This window comes from Nocardia spumae (assembly GCF_020733635.1).
GTDB lineage: Bacteria > Actinomycetota > Actinomycetes > Mycobacteriales > Mycobacteriaceae > Nocardia > Nocardia spumae.
Map to the genome: position 1 here is coordinate 3,125,613 of NZ_JAJFZL010000001.1, position 24,190 is coordinate 3,149,802.

At 68.7% G+C, this 24,190-nt stretch carries 21 protein-coding genes; 13 read left to right on the forward strand and 8 right to left on the reverse strand.

Annotation, left to right across the window (positions count from 1 at the left end; all coding sequences use genetic code 11):
* Window positions 1-6: 6 nt before the first annotated feature.
* The 6 genes from LKD76_RS13890 (at window position 7) to LKD76_RS13915 (ending at window position 7,984) form a co-directional block, all read left to right on the forward strand.
* Complete coding sequence (locus LKD76_RS13890) at window positions 7-3,051, forward strand: hypothetical protein (RefSeq protein WP_227981734.1); 3,045 nt, start codon at window positions 7-9, stop codon at window positions 3,049-3,051.
* Entirely contained in the window at window positions 3,051-3,356 is a 306-nt protein-coding gene (locus tag LKD76_RS13895) for a transposase (RefSeq protein WP_210743180.1), read from the forward strand. The genes LKD76_RS13890 and LKD76_RS13895 overlap by 1 nt, the downstream gene beginning before the upstream one ends.
* A 10-nt stretch (window positions 3,357-3,366) precedes the next feature.
* Entirely contained in the window at window positions 3,367-5,067 is a 1,701-nt protein-coding gene (locus LKD76_RS13900) for a peptidoglycan DD-metalloendopeptidase family protein (RefSeq protein ID WP_227981736.1), read from the forward strand.
* 149 nt (window positions 5,068-5,216) lie between these two features.
* The gene (locus LKD76_RS13905; RefSeq protein ID WP_227981737.1) at window positions 5,217-5,729 is read left to right on the forward strand and encodes a hypothetical protein; all 513 of its coding nucleotides are present in this window, start codon (window positions 5,217-5,219) and stop codon (window positions 5,727-5,729) included.
* A gap of 36 nt (window positions 5,730-5,765) precedes the next feature.
* Window positions 5,766-7,601, forward strand: a complete 1,836-nt coding sequence (locus tag LKD76_RS13910) for a type IV secretory system conjugative DNA transfer family protein (RefSeq protein WP_227981738.1) — start codon at window positions 5,766-5,768, stop codon at window positions 7,599-7,601.
* The gene (locus LKD76_RS13915; RefSeq protein ID WP_227981740.1) at window positions 7,598-7,984 is read left to right on the forward strand and encodes a DUF4913 domain-containing protein; all 387 of its coding nucleotides are present in this window, start codon (window positions 7,598-7,600) and stop codon (window positions 7,982-7,984) included. The genes LKD76_RS13910 and LKD76_RS13915 overlap by 4 nt, the downstream gene beginning before the upstream one ends.
* Window positions 7,985-8,049: 65 nt before the next feature.
* On the opposite strand, the gene LKD76_RS13920 is transcribed toward LKD76_RS13915, so the two are convergent.
* Together LKD76_RS13920 and LKD76_RS13925 are read right to left on the reverse strand one after the other, a co-directional pair.
* Window positions 8,050-8,613, reverse strand: coding sequence for a hypothetical protein (locus LKD76_RS13920; RefSeq protein WP_227981744.1), 564 nt, complete (start codon window positions 8,611-8,613; stop codon window positions 8,050-8,052).
* Between the two features lie 364 nt (window positions 8,614-8,977).
* Window positions 8,978-9,844, reverse strand: a complete 867-nt coding sequence (locus LKD76_RS13925) for a peptidylprolyl isomerase (protein ID WP_227985243.1) — start codon at window positions 9,842-9,844, stop codon at window positions 8,978-8,980.
* Window positions 9,845-10,008: 164 nt separating this feature from the next.
* Between LKD76_RS13925 and hisS the strand changes: the two genes are divergently transcribed.
* The 3 genes from hisS to LKD76_RS13940 all read left to right on the forward strand — a co-directional run bounded on the left by hisS (window position 10,009) and on the right by LKD76_RS13940 (window position 13,634).
* Complete coding sequence (gene hisS, locus LKD76_RS13930; protein WP_227981747.1) at window positions 10,009-11,286, forward strand: histidine--tRNA ligase; 1,278 nt, start codon at window positions 10,009-10,011, stop codon at window positions 11,284-11,286.
* Window positions 11,287-11,362: 76 nt separating this feature from the next.
* Window positions 11,363-12,022: a hypothetical protein gene (locus tag LKD76_RS13935; RefSeq protein ID WP_227981748.1), complete on the forward strand. Its 660-nt coding sequence runs from the start codon at window positions 11,363-11,365 to the stop codon at window positions 12,020-12,022.
* Window positions 12,023-12,626: 604 nt separating this feature from the next.
* Window positions 12,627-13,634: a malate dehydrogenase gene (locus tag LKD76_RS13940; protein WP_227981749.1), complete on the forward strand. Its 1,008-nt coding sequence runs from the start codon at window positions 12,627-12,629 to the stop codon at window positions 13,632-13,634.
* A gap of 4 nt (window positions 13,635-13,638) precedes the next feature.
* On the opposite strand, the gene LKD76_RS13945 is transcribed toward LKD76_RS13940, so the two are convergent.
* The 3 genes from LKD76_RS13945 to LKD76_RS13955 form a co-directional block, all read right to left on the reverse strand.
* A complete protein-coding gene (locus tag LKD76_RS13945) occupies window positions 13,639-14,508 on the reverse strand; it encodes a TIGR03619 family F420-dependent LLM class oxidoreductase (RefSeq protein ID WP_227981750.1) in 870 nt (289 codons plus the stop codon).
* Window positions 14,509-14,759: 251 nt separating this feature from the next.
* Window positions 14,760-16,415, reverse strand: a complete 1,656-nt coding sequence (locus LKD76_RS13950; protein WP_227981751.1) for a hypothetical protein — start codon at window positions 16,413-16,415, stop codon at window positions 14,760-14,762.
* A 3-nt stretch (window positions 16,416-16,418) separates the two neighbouring features.
* Window positions 16,419-16,745 (reverse strand): type VII secretion target, encoded by a 327-nt coding sequence (locus tag LKD76_RS13955; protein WP_227981753.1) that lies wholly within the window; start codon window positions 16,743-16,745, stop codon window positions 16,419-16,421.
* A 173-nt stretch (window positions 16,746-16,918) separates the two neighbouring features.
* Here LKD76_RS13955 and LKD76_RS13960 point away from each other — a divergent pair, with 173 nt between their 5' ends.
* Window positions 16,919-17,911 carry an NAD-dependent epimerase/dehydratase family protein gene (locus LKD76_RS13960; protein WP_227981754.1) on the forward strand — a complete coding sequence of 331 codons (993 nt, stop codon included), beginning with the start codon at window positions 16,919-16,921 and terminating at the stop codon, window positions 17,909-17,911.
* On the opposite strand, the gene LKD76_RS13965 is transcribed toward LKD76_RS13960, so the two are convergent.
* Both LKD76_RS13965 and LKD76_RS13970 read right to left on the reverse strand, forming a co-directional pair.
* Window positions 17,866-19,050, reverse strand: coding sequence for a serine hydrolase domain-containing protein (locus LKD76_RS13965; protein ID WP_227981755.1), 1,185 nt, complete (start codon window positions 19,048-19,050; stop codon window positions 17,866-17,868). The genes LKD76_RS13960 and LKD76_RS13965 overlap by 46 nt on opposite strands.
* Before the next feature lie 5 nt (window positions 19,051-19,055).
* Complete coding sequence (locus LKD76_RS13970; protein ID WP_227981756.1) at window positions 19,056-19,205, reverse strand: hypothetical protein; 150 nt, start codon at window positions 19,203-19,205, stop codon at window positions 19,056-19,058.
* Between the two features lie 185 nt (window positions 19,206-19,390).
* Here LKD76_RS13970 and LKD76_RS13975 point away from each other — a divergent pair, with 185 nt between their 5' ends.
* The 3 genes from LKD76_RS13975 to LKD76_RS13985 all read left to right on the forward strand — a co-directional run bounded on the left by LKD76_RS13975 (window position 19,391) and on the right by LKD76_RS13985 (window position 23,626).
* Window positions 19,391-20,434: an Rv2578c family radical SAM protein gene (locus LKD76_RS13975; protein WP_227981757.1), complete on the forward strand. Its 1,044-nt coding sequence runs from the start codon at window positions 19,391-19,393 to the stop codon at window positions 20,432-20,434.
* A gap of 163 nt (window positions 20,435-20,597) precedes the next feature.
* On the forward strand, window positions 20,598-22,550 hold the full coding sequence (locus LKD76_RS13980; protein ID WP_227981758.1) for a 2-oxoacid:acceptor oxidoreductase subunit alpha: 1,953 nt from the start codon (window positions 20,598-20,600) through the stop codon (window positions 22,548-22,550).
* Window positions 22,547-23,626 carry a 2-oxoacid:ferredoxin oxidoreductase subunit beta gene (locus LKD76_RS13985; protein ID WP_227981759.1) on the forward strand — a complete coding sequence of 360 codons (1,080 nt, stop codon included), beginning with the start codon at window positions 22,547-22,549 and terminating at the stop codon, window positions 23,624-23,626. The genes LKD76_RS13980 and LKD76_RS13985 overlap by 4 nt, the downstream gene beginning before the upstream one ends.
* Window positions 23,627-23,647: 21 nt before the next feature.
* Here LKD76_RS13985 and LKD76_RS13990 read toward each other — a convergent pair whose 3' ends face one another.
* Window positions 23,648-24,139: a hypothetical protein gene (locus LKD76_RS13990; protein WP_227981760.1), complete on the reverse strand. Its 492-nt coding sequence runs from the start codon at window positions 24,137-24,139 to the stop codon at window positions 23,648-23,650.
* Between the last annotated feature and the right edge of the window lie 51 nt (window positions 24,140-24,190).

The following is a 24,190-nucleotide window of genomic DNA, read 5'->3' on the forward strand; positions in this document are numbered from 1 at the left end:
GCAGATATGGCAGGTGATCAGGAGCCACCGGTCCGCTACCGCGGCGAACCGCCGCGCTACAGCGAACGGGTGGTGGATCCGGAGAATCCGGTCCCCACCCGGCAGCGCGGGCGGTCGGTCCACGACGACGAGTGGGGTGCCGAGGCCTATGCGCCCGGCCTCCCGAACTCGGGGTACGGTGGCGCACCTGCCGATTGGGACGATGTCCCGCTGCGCCCGATCCGCCGGCGTTCCCGGCACGAGGAGCCCGGCCGGATCCGCCGGGACGCGGACGCGGACGCGGCCGAGGAGGCCGGGCGCGCACATCGTCGTCCACGCGGCGACTCGGATGCCGAGGAGGCCGGGCGCACTCGCGGTAGCGGCTCCCGGGGCTCCACCCGGCGCCGTACGCTGCCCGAGCTCAGCGTGGAGGATCCGCGGCGCCGTAGCGGTGTCGGCGCGGATCATTCGACCCCGGCACGTGAGGGCGATCGTGCCGGGCGAGCGCGCCCGGGCGAGGAGAGCTACACCCGGCCCCGTGCCCGGCGTGCCGCGGATCCGTCGGTCTCCGGCCGTGACACCGACACGGGCCGCGGCCGGACCCGGGGTGACGGCGGCGAGGCCCGCGAGGAACGTGGCGCGCGTGGTGACGCGCACCGGGGCGATTCCGGCGCCGATGGGCACGTCGAGCGAACGGTCGGCGCCGGGACGGAGGGTGCTGTCGCGGCACGGCCGGGCACCGATACCTCTCGGACCGCCACGTTCGACACCGGGCAGTCGGTGACCGACGGCGACGGTACGGCCGAGTCCCGTCGGCAGGTGCCGACGGACGGACCGGGCGCCGATCCCGCGAACGCCGAAACCGCTGCACGGCAGGCGGATACCGACCCGGCGAGTGCCGACGCCGCGCCGGGCGGTGAGCCGCCCGCGAATATCGAGGCCGATGATCCCCGCGGGCACGGCAATGCCGCAGCGGCGCACGATACTTCGCCGAGCGGCCGCAAGCGCCGTCGGGTGAGCGGACCGGATGAACGGCCCGATGACCGAGAGATCTCGTATGCGAATGGCACGCCCGACCCGTCCGATCCGCCCGCCGGATTCGACCGGCTGCCCCCGTCCAGGACCCGAGGGGGCCGTACCGTGACCGGCGATGACGAGCGGGTGCCACGCCGTGGCTCGGGATACGACAACGGTTCCGGTGCCGAACGATCCGCGGACCGGCGTTCCGAGGGAGCCGCCCGGCGCGGCGGTCGGGGGCAGCGTACCCTGCGCGATCGCAGCGGCTCGAAAATGGCCTCCTACGAACAGCTTTCGGAAGCCGTCCGCCGCGGAGACGACGGTGACCGCCGCAATCGCCGCAACCGCCCCGCCAAGAAGAAGAACCAGGGTCCGCCGCTGCTCGACGACGCGGCGCGGGCACGGCTGGAAGCGGTCGCCCGTGAGGGTGTCGGCCTGCGCGCCGCGTGGGCGGCGTTCCGGATCCGCACCGACGATCTGCGCCGGGTCAACGCCGCCGCTCGTATCGAATCGGTCGTGGAGGACGGATTCGACCGCGGCACCTCGCAATTGACCGACCGCGGCTATATCGGCGCCGGTGGAGGCCGGATGAACGTCGTCGGACGTCCGGTCGAATACCGGGCCACGACCGCTCAGGTCGCGGGTCTGTGGCCGTGGTCGGTGGGCGCCGGCGCCCCGTTGATCGGCACCCCGCTCGGCTCCCATCTGCACACGGGCGCGCCGGTCTGCTTCGATCCGATGAACTGGTTCATGCGCGGCAGCTTCATCACCGCGCCGAGCCTTTTCGTACTGGGGCTCAACGGATTCGGTAAGTCCTCGCTGGTGCGCCGGATCGTGCTGGGTGGCGTCGCGCAGGGCATCACGCCGCTGATCCTGGCCGATGTCAAACCGGACTACCGCAAGATGGTGGAGATGGTCGGCGGCCAGGTCATCGACCTCGGTTACGGGCACGGCAAACTCAACCCGCTCGCCGGTGGTGTCCTCGGATCGATCGTGCCGCTGCTCGCCGACATGCCGGCGCTGCAGTTGCAGGTGACCCAGGAATTGCGTGCCCGGCAGGTGACGCTGATCGCCGGCCTGGTGGAACTGGTGCGCGGGGCCCGGGTCCGCGATTACGAGGAGACCCTGATCTCGACGGCGTTGCGCATCCTGTATCGGGAGGGCAGTGGTTTCGCACCCGAATCCCCGCCCATCATGGACGATCTGCTCGATATCGTCATCGGCGGCGGTCAGGAACTGATGCTCGATGCCGGGGCCGACAACACCGACGAATATCACGAGGCGACGAAGGGGCTGCGCCGGTCGTTGCGCGCACTGACCCAGGGGCCGTTCGGCGCGGTCTTCAACGGCCAGACCACGACTCCGATCGACACCTCGGCGGTGGCGGTGTGCATCGACGTCTCCCATATCCCCTCCGGGGACAAGAAATTGAAGGCCGCGGTGATGCTGGCCTGCTGGGCCGACGGCTTCGCCTCCGTCGAGGCCGCGCACGTGCTGGCCGACGGCAAACTGGGCCCGCAGCGCTACTTCCAGGTCGTCATGGACGAACTGTGGCAGGTGCTGGGCCTGGGCGACTTCATGGTCGACCGCGTCGACGAGCTGACCCGGCTGCAGCGCGGTATGGCCACCTCGCTGATCATGATCAGCCACACCATCAAGGATCTCCAGTCGCTCGGTTCGGAAGCGGCGATCGCCAAGGCGCTCGGCTTCCTGGAACGCGCCCGCGCCAAGATCTTCGGAGCACTGCCGCCCGAGGAGATCAGCCGTTTGGACTCCACCATCCCGTTCACCTCCGCGGAGGAGGAGATGGTGACCAGTTGGTCCGCGCCGCAGGCGCTGACCGGTGAAGCGCTCAAACCCGGCCAGGCCCGTCCACCGGCGCCCGGCACCGGAAAATTCCTGCTCAAGATCGGTGAGGATCGCCGCCCCGGCATTCCGTTCCAAATGGAATTCACCGCATCGGAGAAGGAGAGCGGAATCCACGAAACCAACCAGCGTTTCAGCGAATTCACCGAATCCACGGCCCGCCGGGGCGACGAGGGGAGTGCCGCGTGATGCCGCACAGGTCATACCGCAGAGTGTCACCGCAGGTGCGCAAGGCGGCGGTGGAGCAGGTTGTCGCGCTGACCGACAAGCTGCGCAGCGAGTCGGAGGCCTGCCGAGTCGTCGCCGAACAGATCGGCGTGCACACCAATTCGGTTCGCAACTGGGTGCGGGCGGCGGAGGGCCCCAGCCTGGAACGGATGGACGCGGTGGCCCTGCGGCGGAAAGTGGCGCTGCTGCAACAACAATTGGCGGCCGCGGCGGAGATGAACCGCACGCTGGTGGAAACCCTGAACGAAACCCGCCGCGCGACATGACAGGTGCGCGGTGAACGCGAAAACCGTCACCGCCCTCGTGCTCGGCGGTGTGATATCTCTGATCACCCTGGTGGTGGTGATCGTGCTGCCGTCGTCGGAGGATCCGTGCGCCGATGAGCCGACGGGTCCCGGTTCGGGTCTGCCCGACACCTCCGATGCGCCGTGGGCGGCGCACGCGACGCAGCCGGGATCCGGGACGCCGACGGCCTCGGCGCCGGCCGGCACCACGTCGCCGACTCCGAGTGCCGCGGATATCCCTGTCGCGGGGGCGAATCCGGAGGTGACGGGTGCTCCTTCGCTGGCCGCCGGGATCGCTCCGCTGCGACGCACCTGGCCGCTGCCGGCAGGGTCGTTCACGGTCTCCGACCCGTTCGGCGCCCGCGGAGGCAGCCATCTGGGCGTCGATCTGGCCGCGCCGGACGGTACCCCGGAATTCGCCGTCGCGGATGGTGTCGTCGTGGCTGCCGGGCCCGCGTCGGGCTTCGGCAATTGGATCGTCATCGATTCCGTCGACGTCAACGGCCGTCCCTTCTCCGCGGTCTACGGCCACGAATGGGACAGCGGAGTCGGGGTACGGGTCGGGCAGCGGGTCCGTGCGGGCCAGCAGGTGGGTGCGGTCGGCTCCGCGGGCGAATCCACGGGCCCGCACCTGCATTTCGAGATCGTGCCCGGCGGCCGGCTGACCGGTGGGCATCAGATCGATCCGCTGCCCTGGCTCGACGGCGCGCTGACGCCGAACGGCGGCGGCGCGTTCCCGTGGTCGCCGAATCCACTGTGCAGCCGTGGATTCGGTACCGCGGGCGGCGCCCTCGCCGATGGGAAGGTGCCGCCCGAACTCGAGGTCTGGTACCGCCGGGCGGGTTCGCTGTGCCCGGAGATCTCCGCATCGGTACTGGCGGCTCAGGGCCGTCAGGAATCCGGTTTCCGGCGCGGTCTCACCTCCCCTGCGGGAGCGCAGGGCCTGGCCCAGTTCCTGCCCAGTACCGCTCGCGCCGCCGATCCCGACGACGGCCGGCCCTATCTGCTCGACGCGGACGGCAACGGGCAGAGCAGTCTGTGGGACGACGGCGACGCGATCATCGCCCAGGGGCGGTACATGTGCTCGATCGCCCATCAGGTCGAGCGCTGGATCGGGGAGGGCAAGGTGCACGGCGATGTGGTGCCCCTGTCGCTGGCCGCCTACAACGCCGGTGAGGGTGCGGTGCTCGCCTCCGGCGGTATGCCGAATCAGGTTGCCGCGCACTACTCCGAAACCCGCCCCTATGTCGCGAACATCCTGGCGATGGAGGCGCAGTACCGGGCGCCCGGGTCGACCGGCAGATTCCAGCCCGGCCACGGTTCGGGCGGAGCCGATGTGCTGGCGGCCGCGCAACAGTGGATGGGAACCCCGTACGTCTGGGGCGGCGGCGGTCCGCAGGGGCCCACCGGTGGCGGCCTGGACGGGCCGGGGTTGACCTCGGCCGCGGTGTTCGCCGCCTCGTCCGGCGCCAAGACGTTGCCGCAGACCGCCGAACAGCAGTGGGAGGCCGGTGTGGAGGTGCCGATTCGCAATGCCGCGCCGGGTGATCTGGTGTTCTCCCGGTTCGGCCCGCGCGGTCCGGCGGAGGTGGGGATCTACGCCGGTGACGGTCGCATGATCCGTGCGGCCGATCCCTCAGGCGTCAGTGAGGCGCCGGTGCCCGGTGATGCACGGTTACGGAGGGTGTTGTGAGGTCGCCACATTCGGGACACGCCGAGGTCGTCGCGCTGCCGGGAGTCGCCGGGGGAGCGCCGGGACCGATAACCTGGACAGAACGCCCGGCATGTCGGGCGCCGGGCGGCCGACCCGCGGCACGAATTGTCTACGCGAACCTGGTGGTGATGCTGGTGGCGAGCGTCGCACTGCTGACCGGCGCCTGCGCGGGACAGTCCGAGCAGGCCGGCTCCTCCGCCGTCACCTCGACGCCGCGGCAACTCGAGGCCGCGCCCGCACCCGATCCCACCACGCCGGACGGTGTGGCGGTGGCCGCGCTGCGCGAGATCTTCACCTGGTACCCGGCCCGCGAAATGCAGGGCGCGTCGCTCTCGCGTGCCCGGAAATGGCTCGGTCCCAGCCTGCTTCACACGCTCGACACCCCGGTGGACGGCCAGACCCCCAATCCGACCCTGCAGTGGGCCGACTGGGGACGTGCCGGGATGCGGGTCGAGGCATTCACCTTCGCGTCCGGCGAATCGGCGCCCAATGCGGGCGACCCGGACCACCGCCAGTACAAGATCGGCATCGAGCAGACCGCCGTCGGCACCGACGGCAAGCGCGACGCGTTGCCACCGACGACGGTGATCGCCACCGTCGTCCACACCCCAGACGGTTGGCGGCTCGACGGATTTCGTTGAGCCGCATCCATATTCCCGGTCACCTCAGGAGGCGAGATGGCGAAGAAGGTGAAGGACCCGGCCGATCCGGGTCCCGACGTCAGCCTGTACATGATCTACATCGGTTTCGCGATCGTCGGAACCCTGTGGGTCGCGCTGCATCTCGGCAACAAGCTGTCGACCGTGCCACAGGACATTCCGATCAACCCGGTTGCCGACGTCGCCAAGATCGCACGGGGGCAACTGCATTGGCCGGGTCCGTCCACGGTGATCGTGCTGCTGGTGGTGCTGGTCGTGGTGGCGATCGTGATGGTGCGCCGGGAAATGAAGAAGCGCAAGGGCCGCGGGAAGCTGCCGGTCGACGACAAGGCCCAGTACATGGGGTCGGGCGGCGCGATCGCGGCACTCACCGAGGCCGGGGTCCGGGCGAAGGCCGAGCAGCTGGGTGTACGGCTGGGCTACGAGGATTCACCCGGTGTGCCGATCGGGGTGGGGGTCGCCGACGGTGCGATGCTCTTCGGCTCCTACGAGGACCTGCATCTCGACATCTGGGGTCCGCGCCAGGGCAAGACCACCGCCCGGGTGATCCCGGCGATCCTGTCGGCGGTGGGTCCGGTGCTGGTGACCTCCAATAAGCGTGATGTGGTCGACGCGACACGAGAAGTGCGCGAGAGCAAGGGATCTCGCACCTTCGTCTTCGATCCGCAGGGCGTGGCGAGTGAGCAGCACGCCGCCTGGTTCTGGGATCCGCTGGGCTGGGTCGATGCCCGCCACGAGGGGTGCGAGATGCGGGCGGCCCGCCTCGCCGGCCATTTCGCGGACGCCGACGACGGTGGCGACGGAACGCCCGACAGCTACTTCGACCCCGAGGCCGAGGATCTGCTGGCGGGTCTGTTCCTGGCCGCTGCCGTGGCCAATCGGCCCATCACCCAGGTGTGGTACTGGGTCACCGATCCGAGTGACTCGGAGTCGGTCCAGCTGCTGCGTGCCGCCGGTCACCATCTCGTCGCCTCCGGTCTGGCGCAGCAGTACAACACGGCCGAACGCGTGCGGGACAGTATCTTCGGTACCGCGAAGAAGATGGTGCGCTGCCTGAAACTGTCGAATGTGCACCAGTGGGTGACCCCGGGGGGCGATCGTTACCAGTTCGACGAATGGGATTTCCTGGACCGGAACTCGACGCTCTACTGCCTGTCACTGGAGGGGCGCGGCTCGGCGGGCCCGCTCGTCAGTGCGCTCACCGAGGCCGTCGTGGACGTGGCGATGCGCAAGGCCACCCATCAGCACCTGGGTCGGCTCGACATTCCGCTGCTCGCGGTACTGGACGAGGCCGCCAATATCGTGCGCTGGAAGGATCTGCCGAAGCAGTACAGCCACTTCGGATCCCGCGGCATCGTCGTGATGACCGTGCTGCAGTCGTGGGCTCAGGGCGTGCGGTGCTGGGGGCAAGCCGGGATGGAAGCGCTGTGGGCCGCGGCCAACATCAAGGTCCTCGGGCCGGGCGTCGACGATATGGCCTTCCTGGCGGCGCGTTCGGAAGCGATCGGCGATTACGACTCGATCTCCGCGTCGGTATCGGAATCCAAAGGCGGCAAGAGCTATTCGCGGTCGCTGGGGTCCTCGCGCACGCTCAACGCGAATGCCCTGGCGACGCTGCCGCGCGGCCGGGCGGTCGTATTCTCCTCGGGTGCGCCGGCGGTGCTGGTGCGCACCGTCCCGTGGTGGGAGGGAGAGTACGCTTCCGAGGTGCGCAACTCCATCGAACGCCACGATCCGCAGCGCCGCACCACGATCAGCGATCTCGTGGATGAGCGGACCGTGCTCGACGGCGGCGCGACGCCCGGACAACCGCCGACGACCTACGGCCAGCCCGAGGAGGTTCGCCCGCTGTGACCGATCAGCCCCAGGACATGATCTACTCCAACGTGGTCGAGTTCGTCGAGAACTATCTCAGCCTCGTCTACCGTCGGCAGGTCACCGATCTCACCGATACCGTGTGGTGTCCGGAATGGTGGAAGCACGCCGAGGCGGCCATGCGGCTCGAAGCCCTCTGGCGTGCTTGGGAATACCTGCGTCAGGACGCGCAGACCGGAATGAGCGTCTGGTTCCTCGACCACGCCGATCCGCATATGGCGCGGCTGTTCGATCCGCGCGGTCCGTTCAAGTACTGCAGTGTCCGCAACGGCCACAAGGATATGCTCAGCCCGCTCCCGCTCACCCCGCCGCAGCAGGGCATGTTCGGCGAGCCGAGTGCGGCCGATCCGAAGAAGGCCTGAGCCGCGCCGAAAACAACTGTGCCGCCGCCCGTTTCGGGCGGCGGCACACTCGTCGTTCGGACCGGTCAGCGCCGGGTGCGCTCGCGTTCGCGCATGCGCTCCTCGTGCTCGCGTGCGCGGGTGACCCGGGGCGGTTCCTCCGGGCGGGTGCGGACGGCGGCCTGCGGCGGCTGTGCCTGGCTGACGTCCATCAGCATTCGCACGGCGGCCAATTCCGGCGCGACCCCGACCCGCGACAGATGAGCCGCGAGCGCCTGACGGCGTTCGGGGGAGTCGTAGCGGCTCAGTTCCCGCTCCCGGACCTTCTGCCGGTCTGCGGCACGGACGCTGCGCGCGAGATTGGCGTGCTCGATGCGGTCCCGCTCCAGTGACACACCGCGTTCCAGGGCCGGACGCTCGAGCATGCGGGCCAATTCCAGGTTGCGCGGATCCTTCGACTTGGCTTCGCGAGCCTCGCGGAGCATGCGCTCTCGGGTGTCCTTGACCCGTTCCTGAGTGACCTTGACGCGAGCTTCGGCCTCTCTTTGACCACGTTCGCGGGTGCGCAGCGCGACCAGTGTCGCCAGCTGCAACATTTGCCTCATCAAAGCCGCGGTCTCGCGGCCGATGTCATCGACTTCCTCGGCCATTACCTGCTCCCCGATGCTGCAGTTATCACTGTGGACGATTGTGCTGCTTCATATCGGACTGCGCCACACGAAAGGGATAATTCGCCCGGCGAGCCCCATCTCTCTGCACAACGTGGACACCGGAAAACGCTGCGGGACCGGCCTCGACCGGGCCCGCATTGCAGTCCGTGGTACGACATTACCAGCGTGGTGCAGGGCAGCCTAACTTGGCGCCGCAACAAATGCGTATCGTGCGTGAGCGCGGTGAAACAGCGGCGCGGGACCGAATGTCCTTCGCGCAGGCGGCGTCCGGGCGGCGGGCCCGGTCTGTGGTGCCGGCCCGGACCGGTCCGTCGCACCGGATCCGGGCCCGCACCGCCGGGGATCAGCTCAGCTGCATCGTCTTCACGGTGACCGGCTGCTTCGGCGCGCCGTCACCGGTGGCGGGGTTCTGCACGCCGTCCTTGGCGATGGCGTCGAGCGTCTTCAGACCGGCGTCGTCGACGGTGCCGAAGATGGTGTACTGCGGCGGCAACTGGGAGTCGCCGTACACCAGGAAGAACTGACTGCCATTGGTATCGGGGCCGCTGTTGGCCATCGCGATCACACCGCGCTTGTACTGGACCGGAACCTGCTGCGCGGTCGGATCGCCCGGCGCGAATTGGTCGGTCGGATATTCGTTGGCGAACGCGTATCCCGGGCCGCCGCTGCCCTTGCCGCTGGGGTCGCCGCACTGCAGCACTTTCAGACCCTCGCCGGTGGTCAGGCGGTGGCAGGGCGTGCCGTCGTAGAACTTCTGCTGCACGAGGCTGACGAAGTTGTTGACGGTGCAGGGGGATTCACCCGCGTTGAGCGCGATCCCGATCGGACCGCGGTCGGTGTCGACGGCGACCCGCGGCGAATCGGTGGTCGACACGCCGTCCTGGCCGGGTTTGTCGACCGGCTTCGCCGCCGGGCCCGCATCGGTGTAGGCGCAGTTGACGGTCGCGGCCTTGGGCTTGGCGGCCGGCGGCGGCGCGGCCTGCGGGGTCGACGACAGTGAGGCGTCGGGAGTCGAGGCCGCGGCGTTCTGGCTGTCGTCGCCGCGCGTCAGGTAGTAGATCCCGATTCCGGCCGCGACCACCACGACCACGCCGAGGGCCGATCCGGCGATCGCCAGCTGCTTGCGCTTGCGCGCCCGCTGCGCCTGTCGGGCCAGCCGGCGTTCCAGCTTGCGTTTGGCCGCCGCTCGTCGCTGTTCGTTGGTCGGCACTACCCGGTCCTCCCGTGTCGGTTGCTCATCGGCATAAGAGTGTGCCATCAGTTCCTGAGATGACACCTAACTTCCCCGTGCGGTCCGTACAATCGCCCAGTTCGGCCCGCCGCGGGGTGAACCGGTTGGACTTGCCGTGGCCGGGTGGGGGAAACTGGACCATTGTGACCAAGACCAGCAGCTTCACCGCCCCGAAAGGGATTCCGGATTATGTGCCGCCCGCCTCGGCGGAGTTCGTCGCCGTGCGGGACGGGCTCGTGCGCGCCGCGCGACTGGCCGGGTACGGACATGTGGAGCTTCCGGTATTCGAGGACACCGCGCTGTTCGCGCGTGGCGTCGGCGAATCGACCGATGTGGTCTCCAAGGAGATGTACACCTTCACCGACCGCGGTGACCGCAGTGTGACGCTGCGCCCGGAGGGCACCGCGGGCGTCATGCGCGCGGTGATCGAACACCGGCTCGACCGCGGGCAACTGCCGGTCAAGCTCTGCTACTCCGGTCCGTTCTTCCGCTACGAGCAACCGCAGGCCGGGCGCTATCGCCAGCTCCAGCAGGTCGGTGTCGAGGCCATCGGTGTCGACGATCCGGCGCTGGACGCCGAGGTGATCGCCGTCGCCGACGCGGGTTTCCGCGCCCTCGGACTGCGCAACTTCAGGCTCGAGATCACCTCTCTCGGCGACGACACCTGCCGTCCGCAGTATCGGGAACTGCTGCAGCAGTTCCTGCTCGGATTGCCGCTGGACGACGCGACCCGCCGCCGCGCCGAGATCAACCCGCTGCGGGTGCTCGACGACAAGCGCGAAGAGGTCCGCGCGATGACCGCGGACGCGCCGCTGATGCTGGATCACCTGTCTGATTCGGTGAAAGCGCACTTCGAGCAGGTACTCGGCCATCTCGACGCGCTGGGCGTGCCCTATACGGTCAACCCGCGCATGGTGCGTGGTCTGGACTACTACACCAAAACCACCTTCGAATTCGTGCACGACGGGCTGGGCGCACAGTCGGGTATCGGCGGCGGCGGCCGCTACGACGGGCTGATGGCCCAGCTGGGCGGCCAGGAGCTGTCGGGTATCGGCTTCGGCCTCGGTGTCGATCGCACGGTCCTCGCGCTGCAGGCGGAGGGGGTCATCGCCGGCGATCCGGCCCGCGTCGACGTCTTCGGGGTGCCGATGGGCGAGGAGGCCATGGCGCGGCTGGTGGTCCTCGCCGCGGAGCTGCGCGCGGCCGGTATCCGGGTGGACCTGGCCTACGGGGGCCGGGGCGTCAAGGGCGCGATGAAGGCGGCCGACCGGTCCGGTGCCGCCTTCGCCGTGGTGCTCGGGGACCGCGATCTGGCCGAGGAACAGGTGGGCCTGAAGGATCTCGGCACCGGCGACCAGCGCCAGATTCCGCTCGCCGACACCGTCACCGAGGTAGCGGCTGCGCTGGCGGCGCGACGGTAGTACTGTCCGAGCATGTCCGGGATACCGTGTCGCGCACCGATTTCCGTCGCGGCCGAGTGCGATTGATCGCGCGCTCGTGAACGAATCGCCGAATTCCGCCGCGCCGGAACGGGTCGGCCTGGACCTGATCGCCCCGGAGACGTACGCGCCGACGCTGCGCCGGCTCGCCCTCGCCGCGATCGCGGTGGGCGTGGTGGTGGGCCTGGTGGTCGCGCTGGTGGTGAGCTGGCCGGCCGGTGTCGTGATCGGCTGTGTCCTGGGCGCCCCGACGGCGCTCTACGCGCTGAGCGTTCGGCGGCGGCGGATCTGGCTGACCGGCACCGTCCTGGAGGCACATACCGTACTGGGCCGACGTCGGCTCGATATCGCGGCCGCCACCGGTGTCGAGGTACTGGTGTATCCGGGGCGGCTGAGCCGGATCGCGCTGCGGGTCACCGCCGGTGGTCGCACCCAGACCGTGCCGCTGGCCATGTACACCGACGCCGGTAGCGGTCGTGAACTGCACATTCTGGGTTTACGGAAGCTGGCCGACGCGCTGTCCACGGCCCAGCTCGCGGCGGCACTGGCATTGTCCGGACTACTGGTCGGCCAACTGCGCGCGGAGGCTCGCGATGCCGGACTGGCGCAGCGCCCGCTGTATCGGGCGGTCCAATTGGTCCGGGCCCGCGATATCGTCCAGCCGGTTCGGCTCAGTGACAGCGATATCGCGACCCTGAGCCGGGACACCGCCGCCTGAGCGAGCCGCGGCGGCCGTTCGGTAACGAGGTTGTGACCTCATCTCCGCATACCCGGCTCCCCGTCATTCGCCCTGTTCGGCAACCATTCGGCATACGCCCCGGGCCGGGATGCCGATCCGGCTCGTGACCACACTGGTACCCGATGTAGTCGTGGCTTGACTCTTTCATGTCTGGATATACATCGGGTCTCGGCGAACACTGAGAATCGCAAGGTTTTTCGAGGAAGGAATTAGTTCGAACGAAGGATGCGCCATGCCAATCACAATCCGCCGGGCGGTCGCGGCTACCGCCATAGCAGTCGGCCTGGGGGCCGTGATCGCCCCAGTCGCGTCGGCTGCGACGACCACCCCCAACCCGACGGCAACACAGGTCGGGTCCGTTTCCGTCTGCTTGAGCTTCGGCAGCGTCGCTGTGTGTCTCTGAGCCGACCGAACCGGGGCGCTGCCGGATCGGCGGCGCCCCTGCCGTGTGGGGGGCCGGCATCGAAATCGATTGGGAGACCGGGCGTATGCCTTCGCGCTGTCTGCTTGCTCACGGTTGTGTCTGCTGGTCGGTGAGGGTCGATAGGGTTGGGGGGACCAAGCCGACCCAGAGGAGTTTGTCGTGAGCATTGCCGCCCGGACGCCTGTGACCGTCACCGTTACCGGAGCCGCCGGTCAGATCGCCTACGGGTTGCTGTTCCGGATCGCGTCCGGAGCCATGCTCGGGCCGGATACGCCCGTACGTTTGCGGCTGCTCGAGATCCCGGCCGCGGTCGGCGCGGTCGAGGGGGTCGCGATGGAACTCGAGGACGGTGCGTTTCCGCTCCTGGAGTCCATCGATATCAGCGACGATCCGTGGGTCGGATTCGACGGCGCGTCGGTGGCGATCCTGGTCGGCGCCCGGCCCCGGACCGCGGGGATGGAACGGTCGGATCTGCTGGCCGCCAACGGGCCGATCTTCACCGATCAGGGCGCGGCCATCAACGCGAGCGCCGCCGGCGACGTGAAGGTGCTGGTGGTGGGAAATCCGGCCAACACCAATGCCTTCATCGCGATGAGCAACGCTCCGGATGTGCCGCCCGCCCGCTTCACCGCTCTGACCCGCCTCGACCACAACCGCGCGATCGCGCAGCTCGCCGCGCGCAGCGGCGCCCCGGCGGCGTCGATCACGCGAATGACGGTGTGGGGCAATCATTCCGCCACTCAATACCCGGATACCGGCCACGCCCTGATCGGCGGGCGGCCAGCCGATCAGGTGGTCGACGATCCGGCGTGGGTGCGCGAGACCTTCATTCCCACCGTCCAGCAGCGGGGCACCGCGATCATCGCCGCCCGCGGGGCGTCCTCGGCGGCCAGTGCCGCGAGTGCGGCCATCGATCACATCCACGACTGGGTTCGCGGCACCGCCGCCGGTGACTGGGTGTCGATGGCGGTGCCCTCGGACGGCTCCTACGGCGTCCCCGAGGGGCTGATCAGCTCGTTCCCGGTGACCTGCGTGGACGGGGAGTACACGGTCGTGCCCGGCCTCGAGATCGATGCGTTCTCGCGGGAGCGTATCGATCTCAGCGTCGCCGAGCTGGCGGCCGAGCGCGATGCGGTGATCGAACTCGGCTTCGCCAAACGCGGCTGAGCCGTCACACCTTCGCGATCACCGATTCCGCGTATCGCTGCAGGTGGGCGATCTTGTCCGCGAGCGGTTCGGTGTCGTCACCGGCGACGTAGGGGTAGCGGAAGCCGACGATCACATCGGTGACGCCCTTGTCCTCGAGGCGTTTGATGCCGTCGACGGTGTAGGCGTCCATCGAGGCCGCGTGAATTTCGAACGGTGTCGACGCCTCGCGCTCGGCGAGTAACTCGTTGAGCCGCACCAGCATGCGGTCGAGCTCCTCCGGATCGCCGCCGGCGTGCATCCAGCCGTCGCACAGGCGTACCGCACGGCGCAGGGCGGCATCGCTGTGCCCGCCCACGAGGATCGGCAGCCGCTCGGTCGCACCCGGGGTTATCTTGATCTTCTGAATGTCGTAGAACTCGCCGTGGTACTCGAAATATTCGCCGCGCGAGAGCCCGCGCACGATTTCGATGCATTCGTCCATCCGCTTGCCGCGCCGCTCGAACGGCACGCCCATGATCTCGAAGTCCTCGGGCCACGGGCTGATGCCCACACCGAGCGAGAAGCGGTTGCCGCTGAGATAGGCCAGCGAGGCGGCCTGTTTGGCCACCAGGACCGGCGGGCGGATGGGCAGCTTCACCACGAAGGGGGTGAACCGCAGGGTGGTGGTCGCCGCGGCGAGGGCGGCGGACAGGATGAACGCCTCGATGAACGGTTTACCGTCGAGGAATTCCCGGGAACCGTCCGGGGTGTAGGGATAGGTCGAATCCGATTCCGCGGGATAGGCGATGCTGTCGGCGATCGACATGCTGTGGAACCCAGCGGCCTCCGCGGCCTGCGCCAGCGGAATGTAGTGCGCCGGATCGGTCATCGCCTCCGCGTAGGTGAAACGCATCGGTGGTCCTCTCGGGTGTTGCTCCGATATGAAACTAGAACTCTACAAAACTAGAACAGATTCTAGTTGTGAGTGCGATCCTAGCCCGATAGGCAGTGCGCTGTCCCGAGATCAGCCACTGAGCGGTTCCGTGAACTTGTTCTAATAGTTCGCGTCGGTGGCCGGCGATCGACGATACCGGCCGCCGACGATTCGTGGCCCGGACCGTGCAGGTCCGGGCCACGAGGATGGCGGTGACGCCAGGTCGGAGATCAGAGCTGGTCGTTCTCGTATTCGCTGATGATCTCGTCGGAATGGGTCTGGCCGATGACCTCGGGTGCGCTCTCGCCGAGCGGTCCGGTGAGATCGGTATTGCCGGTGGCACTTTGGTAGTTCTGCACCGTGCGGCCGCGTTCCTCATCGCTGTTGCGCCCGCCCGCGGCGGCGGGGCCGCCGCCGCCCATGAACCCCGAACCCGGGGTGGCCTGTCCAGGCGTGCCCGGCATACCCGGGCCGAAGGGCATACCGGGGACCCCGGCCGGGCGACCGGGGACCGAGGAGCCGATGCCGGGTTTGGCCGCGGTGCCGCCACCGGAGGCGGTGTTGCCCAGCAGGCCACCGAGACCGCCGCCGGCCCCGGTCATCGAACCCGGATGGGCGCCGTTGCCGCCGCCGAAGCCGCTGGCATGGGTGGATGCCGTGCCGGACAGGCCGGAGCCGAGATCGCCGAGCCCGGCGGCCTGGGTATCGGCGCCGCCCGAGAGCAGGCCCTGAGCCTGTTCCATGATCGGCTGCCCGACGTTCTGGGCCACCGACTGGGCGACGTCGGCCGCATTCGGGCCGTTGGCGCCCACCAGCTGGTTCACCACATTGCTCAACTGGCCGGTGTAACCGCCCAATTCGCCGCGGGTGGCATTGACGATGGTGACCGCCTGCCCGAGGTGTTCGGTCGCGGTGGTCATGAGAACGCCCTGGGCGGGCGGAGTGAAGATCAACGGCGCCAGGGCCGAGGCCTGTGCGGCGAAGGATTCCGCGACCGCGGTCAGTTGCACATTGCCGCGCTGGACGACCGCGGCGGCCTCTTCGGTCAGCTTGGAGATGTCGAAACCGCGCTGACTGGCGTCCTCGCCGTGGGCTTGGGCCTGCTGCCCGGCCGTCTGCGCGCTGTTGGCGGACTTGCCCTGCCACACCTGCTCGACCGATTTCATCGCGCCCATGCCGACTTGCATGGCGCTCTGGATGACCTGGGACGACTGACTGAGCAGGTCGGCCGGATTCAGCGAGCCCATGACGCCGGTGCCGAAACTGGACAGCAGGTCGAGGAACGGCTTGAAGAGCATGTCGATTCCCGGAATGGCGGGCAGCGCCATACCGCTCATCAACGCGGCCACCGGATCGGCCGGCATATTCGCCGGAAGCACGCCGGTGACGGGCGCGGCCGCGGCCGCCTGCTGGACGGCACCGGTCGCCCCGCCGAGGGCGGCGGGGGCCTGGTTCAACGCGGCGTGTGCGCCGTCGAGCACAGTCGGTGCGCCCGCCACGCCGCCGAGGACGCCGGCGGCCTGATCGATCGCACCGTGACCGGCGCCGAGGAGTGGGGAGAGCGCATCTCCCACGACGCCGTGGGCCTCGGAGGGGTCGGGAGCGCCGGATCCCCCACCGGGCAGATGTGGTGCGCCCAGGGCGTGTGATCCGTCGTCGTATTCCTTGCGCGCGGTCGTGAAGGCAGGCGCCTGTGCGGGCGGAGTATCCGGCGGCAGCTGCGGCATCGAAAGATCGGCGAAGGGGCCCTGCTGCTCGGCCGGGGCCAGTGTCGCGTCCGGTGCGGAGGCCGCCGGGGCGGCGGGCGCCACCGGTGAGGACGGCGCGGTGGGTGCGGCCGGTGCGGCGATGACGCCGCTGTCGGTACCGGAACCGATGGTGTGCACCGATCAGCCCCCGATCCCGTTGCCGATGGCCCCGAGAATGCCCGAAGCCGCATCGTCGGAGTCGTCGATGAGCGCCGCGGTGCCGAATGCGGACTGCCCCAGGTGATTGCATTTGGCCGACAGATCGTTCACATCGCTGCAGTGCAGCACCTGGGCGGCGGCGAACATCGCGAGATAGTCGGCGCCGATGAGTCCGAAGACCGGGGTCATCGCTGCGACGTGTGTGGCGGTATCCATATTCGCCGCGCCGGCGATCTCGGTCGCGATTCCCTCGTGCGCCGTTCCGAATGCTCGCACGGCATTCGTTTCCGCGCTGAGATCGATGGTCATCGAATCTGCCCCCCAATCGTCGTGGTCAACTTCGCGTCAACGTCGAACCAGCCTCGCGACCGGGGCGACCGGAGGCTGGGCTGGGCCTCAATATAGCCGACCACGACGACGTCGTTCGAGCCCGAATAACTAGAACTTGTTGCAAATTAGAACGCGTTCTATAGTCTCGTCGCATGAAGGTCGCAGTGACCGGCGCAGCCGGCTTCCTTGGCACGAATCTGCTCCACCAGCTGGTGGAGCGTGGTCACGAGGTGACCGCGATCGACCGGGTCCGGCCCACCGGCGCAACGGATCCGAATGTGACCTGGGTGAGTGGTGATGTGCTGGATCCGGCATCGATGCGCTCCGCCCTGGCGGGTGCCGAGGTCGTCTACCACCTGGTGGCCGTCATCACCCTGGCGCAGCGCAACGATCTGGCCTGGCGGGTCAACACCGAGGGTGTGCGGGTCGTCGCCGAGGCCGCGCTCGCGGTCGGCGCCCGGCGCATGGTGCACGCGAGTTCTATCCACGCGTTCAACCAGTACAGCTGCGGTGGACGCATCGACGAGAACGCGCCGCGGTCGACCGAGCCGGAGCTGCCCGTCTACGACCGTTCCAAGTTCCAGGGCGAGATCGAGCTGCGCGCGGTCATCGAGCAGGGGCTCGATGCGGTGATCTGCAATCCGACCGGTGTCTACGGTCCCGTCGACCACTCCGACTCGCGGATCAACACCACACTGTGGGATGCGGCGCGCGGGCGGGTGCCGGTGATGATCGGCGGTGGTTTCGACCTGGTCGACGTGCGCGATGTCGCGACCGGCCTGATTCTCGCCGGTGAGCGCGGGCGGACCGGTGAGAACTACCTGCTGTCGGGCGCGATGGTGTCCATGCTCGAGGTCACCCAGCTCGCCGCGCAGGTGAACGGCAAGCGCGGACCGCGCTTCGCGATTCCGGCCAAGGTCATCTCCGGGGCGCTGCCGGTGCTGGAGCCGATCGGCAAGATGCTGGGCAGCGATCGGGTCTCGCGCGCGGCGATGGGGGCGCTGCTGTCGGCGCCCGAGATCGACGGCACGAAGGCGCGCACCGAACTCGGCTATCAGCCGCGGTCGACCGAGGAGACCGTCCGCGATCTGGTGGCCTTCTACAAGGGTGAATCGGTGCCATCGGTCGCGCGCAGTATGGCCTGAGGATCTTCGCCGGCGGCTGCGTCGAAGGCGGAAGATCCTCGGACGGTTGCTCGAGCGTGTGGGTTGGTCGCGGCCGCGGTGAGGTCCGCGAGTCGTCGCGCGGTGGTGAAATCGGAAGTGAGCCGGGTCTTGGTCATGGCGAAGGAGACGCCCGTGGCGGTGTCGACGTAGGCGTAGCTGCCGCCACCACCGACCCAGCCGAACGTGGTCGAGGCCTCGTCCGGGCCGCTGCCCAGGCGGCCGAGGGGATAGCCCAGGGCCAGTCGCACGGGGTTGCCGAAGACCTGATCGGTGCCCTCGAAGGCCACGGCGGTGATCTCGGCCAGCCGGTGTGAGTCGATGAGCCGACCGTCGAGGAGCGCGGCGTTCGCGGCCGCCATTCCCCGCGCGGTGAAGGTGCCCACCGACGGAATATCGGCTTGCAGGATCTCGCGGCTGTTGCCCATGGCCGCGGTGGGTCGCATTTCCCAGGGCGCGAGAACGGCATCGTCGTCGGGTGGGGCGAGTGGGCGCGGTGTGCTGTCTTCCAGTCGTGCCAGGCGGTCCAGCTCGGTGTGGGGCACACCGAAGTACAGCTCGCCGTCGATGCCCAGGTCCGCGGCGACCCACTCGTGCAGAAGTTGCCGCATCGGTTTGCCGGTGGCCCGGCGCGCGATCTCGCCGACGAGGTAGCCGAAGGTGAACGAGTGGTACCCCGTCGCGGTCCCGGGGCGCCAGCGTGGTTTCGCGTCGGCGATCGCGGTACAGACCCGCGACCAGTCGGGCAGATCGGCGGGGCCGATGTCGCGCGGCATCGCGGGTACACCGGCCGAGTGCGTGAGCACATGTCGAAGTGTCGCGAACTCCTTGCCGTGGGTACCGAATTCCGGCCACACGTCGGCCACGGGTGTGTCGTATCCGACGGCGCCGGTCCGGACGAGCAGGTGGGCGATCAGCGACGTCATGGCCTTGCCGGTGGAGAAGCTGAAGAACGGGGTGTCCGCTGTCGCCCGGCGCCCGGTGACACTGTCGGCGACGCCTGCGACGGCGTCGACGACCAGAACACCGTTCTGGTAAACGGCGACCTGCACGCCGGTTTCGGCGCCGGTGTCGACGAACTCGTCGAGGGCGCTCTGGATCCGGTGCTGCAGTGCGGGCATCGGCGTCACCGCCTCGGCCACGTGTGGCGAGTCCGGCTCGACATCGGCGGCTTGCCGACGGCGAAGCCGACGGTCGGCGCCGCCGCCCACGCCGCCGCCCACGCATCGGGGGACGGGAACGGCCCCAGCGCGACATCCGGTGCCCTGTCGGTCATGTCATGTCCTCGATCGAGTGTTGTGCGCCCCTCTCGATGACGACGGGCACGCGCCGCGAAATTCATCGGTCCGCGCGTGCCGGCGCGCCGGAAACCGGCCTCCGGCCACGCCGGGTAGCCACTTGCGGAGTGGTTTCCGCCGACGCTCGATTGACATAGTCTCGAACGAATGTTCGACTGGACGGGTGCGATGGCAGAACCAGAACCCGGCGGCCGACGACGGCGCGCTTCCGGGGATGGAGCGAACCGGCCTCGTCCGTAGCGTGCAGACTCCCGAATTCGAGGGCGTCACCTTCCATGAGGTGCTGTGCAAGAGCGCGCTGAACAAGGTGCCGCAGCGTTCGGCCGTCCCGTTCGAGTGGACCGTCAATCCGATGCGCGGCTGCTCACACGCCTGCCGCTACTGCTTCGCGCGCCCCACCCACGAATATCTGGATCTGGACGCGGGCCGCGATTTCGATACCCAGATCGTGGTCAAGACCAATATCGCGGCGGTGCTGCGCCAGGAACTCCGGCGGCGTTCGTGGCGGCGCGATCCGGTCGCGCTGGGCACCAATACCGACCCCTATCAGCGGGCCGAGGGCCGCTATCGACTGATGCCGGACATCATCACCGCCCTCACCGAGTCGGGCACGCCGTTCTCCCTACTGACCAAGGGCACCCTGCTGCGGCGCGATCTGCCGCTGCTGGTGCAGTCGGCCCAGGTGGTCCCGGTACATCTGGCCCTCTCCGTCGCGACGATCGACGACGACCTGCACCGTGGCATGGAACCCGGCACGCCCGGCCCACGCGCGCGGCTGGAATTGGTGCGCGTGCTGACCGAGGCCGGATTCGAGGTCAACGTCATGGTCGCCCCGGTCGTTCCGTACCTCACCGACGGCACCGATCATCTGGACCAGCTACTCGGGTCGATCGCGGCGGCCGGTGCCGCTCGCGCGACCGTTCTGCCCATGCACCTGCGGGGAAGCACCCGGGGCTGGTTCCTGCAGTGGCTCGCCGAACATCACCCGGCCCTGCTTCGGCACTACCGGCAGTTGTACGGTCGTGGGGCGTACGTCACACCGGAGTACGCTGCGTGGTTACGTGAGCGGGTCGATCCGATGCTGGCCCGGTACGGACTGGACCGACACCGGGAACCCTCGGCGCGGGGCCGGTTCGGCGGGCCCGCCCGGCCGGGCGGTGCTCCGGACGCAGCGCAGCTCGAACCGCAGTTGTCATTGTTCGGTTGATCGCCCCCGGCAGGCCCGACGGTCTTCGGGGCCCGGCCGTATCGTCGGCCGAATCCTGTTGTACCGCATGCTCGCCGGGTTTTTCGTTCTGCGGATTCTCCGGGGAGCCGCGGAGTAACTTGGCGTGTGGTAGCTCATCCCTACGAGGAAGTGATGCAGGCGCATGGTGTCGAACCAGGGCGTTGACGGCCCCACCGGCAGCGAAAAATTGGAGAAGGTGGTCATCCGCTTCGCCGGTGATTCCGGCGACGGTATGCAGCTGACCGGGGACCGATTCACCCACGAGGCGGCCGCCTTCGGCAACGACCTCGCCACCCAGCCGAATTTCCCGGCCGAGATCCGAGCGCCTCAGGGCACGCTACCCGGGGTGTCGTCGTTCCAGATTCAGATCGCCGACTACGACATCCTCACCGCCGGCGATCAGCCCGATGTGCTGGTCGCCATGAATCCGGCGGCATTGAAGGCGAATATCGAGGATCTCGCCCGTGGTGCCACCGTCATCGTCAACACCGACGAGTTCACCAAGCGCACGCTGTCCAAGGTCGGCTACGGCAGTGATCCGCTCACCGACGACAGTCTGGGCGATTTCGTCGTGCACCGGGTGCCGATGACCTCGCTGACCTTGGCGGCCACCGAACCGGCCGGTGTCGGCAAGAAGGACGGTCAACGCGCCAAGAACATGTTCGCCCTCGGGCTGCTGTCGTGGATGTACGGCCGGCCGATCGGCGGCACCGAGATCTTCATGCGCGAGAAGTTCGCTGCCACACCGGAAATCGGCGAGGCCAATGTGCTGGCATTCCGGGCCGGCTGGAACTACGGCGAGACGACCGAATCCTTCGCCACCACATACGAAGTCGCGCCCGCTGTACTCCCGCCGGGCACCTATCGGCAGATTACCGGCAATACCGCCCTCGCCTACGGCGTCGTCGCGGCCGGACAGCTGTCGGGCCTGCCGGTCTTCCTCGGGACCTATCCGATCACCCCGGCCTCCGACATCCTGCACGAACTCAGCAAGCACAAGAATTTCGGCGTCACCACCTTTCAGGCCGAGGACGAGATCGCCGGTATCGGCGCGGCACTGGGGGCGGCCATCGGCGGTGCGCTCGGAGTGACCAGCACCTCCGGTCCCGGATTGGCGCTCAAGAGCGAGTCCATCGGGCTGGCGGTGATGACGGAGCTGCCGCTGCTGATCATCGACGTGCAGCGCGGCGGGCCCTCCACCGGACTGCCGACCAAAACCGAACAGGCCGATCTGCTGCAGGCGCTCTACGGGCGCAACGGCGAATCACCGGTCGCGATCGTGGCGCCGCGCTCACCCGCGGATTGTTTCGCGGCGGCGGTCGACGCGGCCCGGATCGCGCTCACCTACCGCACACCGGTGCTGCTGCTGTCGGACGGGGCGATCGCCAACGGTTCCGAACCCTGGTCCATCCCGCGGGTATCCGATCTCGAGCCGATCGACCCGGCCTTCGAGCCTGCCGTCGAGGGGGACGCCACGAACGAACCGCCGTTCCAGCCCTATGCGCGCGATCCGGAGACGCTGGCCCGCCCGCTGGCGACACCGGGAACCGCCGGCCGGGCTCACCGCATCGGTGGTCTGGAGAAGGCCGACGGCAGCGGCAACATCTCCTACGACCCGGCCAATCACGAGCTGATGGTCCGGCTGCGCCAGGCCAAGATCGATGGCATCACGGTCCCGGATCTGGAGGTCGACGATCCTGACGGCAACGCCGAGTTGTTGCTGATCGGATGGGGCAGTTCGTACGGTCCGATCGGTGAGGCATGCCGGCGCGCGCGGCGGCGCGGGGTGCCGGTCGCCCAGGCCCATCTGCGTCACCTCAATCCGTTCCCGGCGAATACCGGCGCGGTCCTGAGCCGTTATCGCCAGGTGGTGGCGCCGGAGATGAACGGTGGCCAATTGGCGATGCTGCTGCGGGCGAGGTATCTCGTCGACGTGCAGCCGTGGACCAAGGTGGCCGGTACGGCGTTCTCCGCGCAGGAGCTGGTCGGCGTGATCGACGCGGCGCTCGACGGGACCATCGGCGAGCTGGAACAGAACAAGGCATTCGATGCCCGGGCCCGGGCAACCTACCGCACGGCAGGGGGATACCGATGACCATCGTCGAAACCTCGCTCATCGGAGCCGATCTCGGCCTCACCGGCGTATCCGGCGTGCCGGGCGCCGACCGGCCGCAGAAGGTCAAGGACTTCACCTCCGATCAGGAGGTGCGCTGGTGTCCGGGGTGCGGTGACTACGTCATCCTCGCGACCGTGCGCGGATTCCTCGCCGAACTGGGGCTGCGCCGGGAGAACCTGATGTTCGTCTCCGGCATCGGATGTTCGAGCCGGTTCCCGTACTACCTCGACGCCTACGGCATCCACTCGATTCACGGCCGGGCGCCGGCCATCGCCACCGGCCTGGCGGTGACCCGGCCCGACCTGTCGGTGTGGGTGGTGACCGGCGACGGTGACGCGCTGTCGATCGGCGGCAATCACCTCATCCACGCGCTGCGGCGCAATGTGAACATGACGATCCTGCTGTTCAACAATCGGATCTACGGTCTCACCAAGGGGCAGTATTCACCGACCTCCGAACTGGGCAAGGTCACCAAATCCACCCCGCTCGGGTCGGTCGACCACCCGTTCAACACGTTGTCGGTGGCTCTGGGTGCGGAGGCGACCTTCGCCGCCCGCGCACTGGACTCCGACCGCGCCGGCCTGACCGAGGTGTTGCGGGCGGCGGCCGAACATCGGGGCACGTCGTTCGTGGAGATCCTGCAGGACTGCCCGATCTTCAACGATGGTTCCTTCGATGCGCTCCGTCGTGACAACGCCGAATCCCACCTGATCCCGTTGCGGCACGGTGAGCCGATCAGGTTCGGCGCCGATGGGGAATACGCTGTGGTGCGTAACGGTTTCGGGCTCGAGGTGGTGAGTACCGCCGATATCGCCGAGGCCGATATCGTGGTGCACGACGCCCACCGCGAACAACCCGAATACGCGTACGCGTTGTCGCGGTTGACCTCTCAGGATCTGGCGCATGTGCCGATCGGGATCTTCCGCAGGGTCACCCGACCCACCTACGACGACGGCGTCCGGGCGCAGACCGAGGTCGCGCGCGAGCGCAAACCCGTTGCGGCGCAGTCGTTGCAGGAATTGCTCAACGGCAGGGAGACCTGGACCGTCGGCTGAGCGGCGGCCCGGGTCATCCGGTCAGCGGTCGGCCTCGAAGGCATCGACCAGCTTCTTGCACAGGGCGGTGAAGCGCTCGCGGTCGGCCTTCTGCGCGTCGTTGAGTCCGTCCGTGCCGCCGGGGGAGTAGACCACCAGGTGCACATCCTGATCGGGGGTGGCGCCGAGGAAATCGAGCAGTGTGGACCCACCGCCCCCGTCCTTCGGCATGCCCAGGTCCGCGGCGGCCAGCGCTCTCGCGTCGTCGGCCGCGGCGTGCACCGCATCCGGGGAGATATGCCCGTTGCGCTGTTTCGGCGCCTTGTCCGCGGCACGTTTCGGATCGGCGGCGTCCGGGCTGTGTACGGCATGCCCGTCGGCGTAGACGAGAAGTGTCGGGGCCGGTGTCACGTCGGCGTGCTCACCCCCGGGAATCGTGGTCAGGGCCACCGTCAGCGCCGGCCCGGCGGGTTCGTCGGCCACGGCGGTGACCGCACCGCCGAATATCGCCACCGCGCAGGCTATCCCCGTCACGACGCCCCGCCCGCCGGGGAATCGCCGTCTCGTGCCGCCGCTTCGCACCAT